Origin of the sequence: Endozoicomonas sp. ISHI1 (assembly GCF_024606225.1) — a bacterium.
In the GTDB taxonomy this organism is placed as follows: domain Bacteria; phylum Pseudomonadota; class Gammaproteobacteria; order Pseudomonadales; family Endozoicomonadaceae; genus Endozoicomonas_A.
The window spans coordinates 1-1,488 of the sequence record NZ_JAGRPU010000127.1 but is presented as its reverse complement, the minus strand read 5'-3'; the positions used below and the strand labels follow the sequence as shown (position 1 = coordinate 1,488).

General features: G+C 61.8%; 1 protein-coding gene. It reads left to right on the top strand.

Annotated features, from left to right (window positions below):
- Nucleotides 1-1,488 (top strand): hypothetical protein (locus tag KBW69_RS23335; protein WP_257282530.1); only part of this gene is annotated, 1,488 nt, incomplete at both ends.

Sequence of the window (1,488 nt, the reverse complement as noted above, 5' to 3'; positions counted from 1 at the left end):
TCGTGGATTCCTACGACAGTCGACGTATCCTTCGCACCGGTTTTTATGACGGGGCCACCCAAACCTACATTGCCTTCCTGAGCAGCCTGCTGGATGGCGGCCCACTGGTCGATGGGGACGACGGCAGTCGTCTTCGACTGATCAGTGAGCTTGTCCGGAAGGAACTGCACAAGGGCCACCTGCCGGTGCACAAGGTGGTGCGGGGCCAGCGTATTTACTATCTTATGTACAGCCAGCATTCCGGCAACCTGTATTGGCTGAGCACCAACGTCCGTCGCCCCGGGGGCATCCAGCAGCTGAGCTCCGGCTTCCAGGTGATCCGCCCGGCGGACGAGCAGCGGACAGTGGCCGAGATGGCCAACCACCCGGTCTTTACCCGGGTGCAGGCGCACTCCGCCAGCCTCCTGGCCGATACCCCGGGTGGCTACCAACTGTGGATACCGGACAAGGCCTGGGACACAACCCGGGTGGTCAGCGAAAACCTGACGGTGGAGTCAGGGCCCTTTGCGCACTGGCAACTCGAGGCCACCGGGCAGACCGTCGCCAAGTCTAACGATACCCTGAGTGTGCGCCAGTTCACCCCTCAATCCGGCGTGGTGATGACGAGCCTGGACCTGGGCCAGTTGGTCAACCCGGTCTTCGCCAACGTCACCCTGCAATATAACGACACCGCCTGGACCACCGCCAGTGCCCGTGCGTTCATCGGAGGGCTCAAGGAACAGTTGCGCATCAAGGTGACCCAGGCCCGGGAGCAGTTCTCGGCAACGGTAGGGCTGGTGCCACTGACCCCAACAACCCCGGTCACCAATCACACCCTGTTAAGCGCTTTCGGATCACTGGATCTCTGGTACTTGCCGGACGGTAGTGGCACCCTGCTGGCGGCCAACACCGACGGCCAGTTCAAGATTAAGGTCAATGTCGACGACCAGCTGCTCGCCCTGTCGAAAACCCGCAAAAAGCACGCCTTCCAGTTTTTCCCTCAGCCCAACCGGGACGCCAGGGGCCATCCTTTTTGTGGGAAGGCTGGCACCGTTCGGCTGACCGGGATACCCAGCGAGTTCAACGCCCTGCTCTCCATTCCCTGCCGTTACGCCTTGCCGGATGGCATCGAATTGCGAGGCGACTACCAGTTGGAGCCCGATGCCCGGACATGGCGCATCAAGACCCCGAAGGCTGAATACCTGGCCAACCGGAAACGCCTGTCCCTGGTGGCGCTGGACCTCAGCCAGATGGGGCCCGGGAAAGCCTCCGGCAACCCAATCTTCCGGACCCGGCAGGATTTCAGGCAGGCCATGCGTTCCGTGCCAATAAGCGCTCGCCGGCTGCGGGCCGACACCCGACTGATCGCCCTCAAGCTGCGCCCCGGCTATACCCCAACCCAGGTGGCCTGGATGGATTACTGGGGCCGGTATTCTTATCAACAGAGACTGTTGTTCGGCCTGCCTGACAAGGAGCACGGTGTTCAGCAAGTGATTATTGGTCAAACCA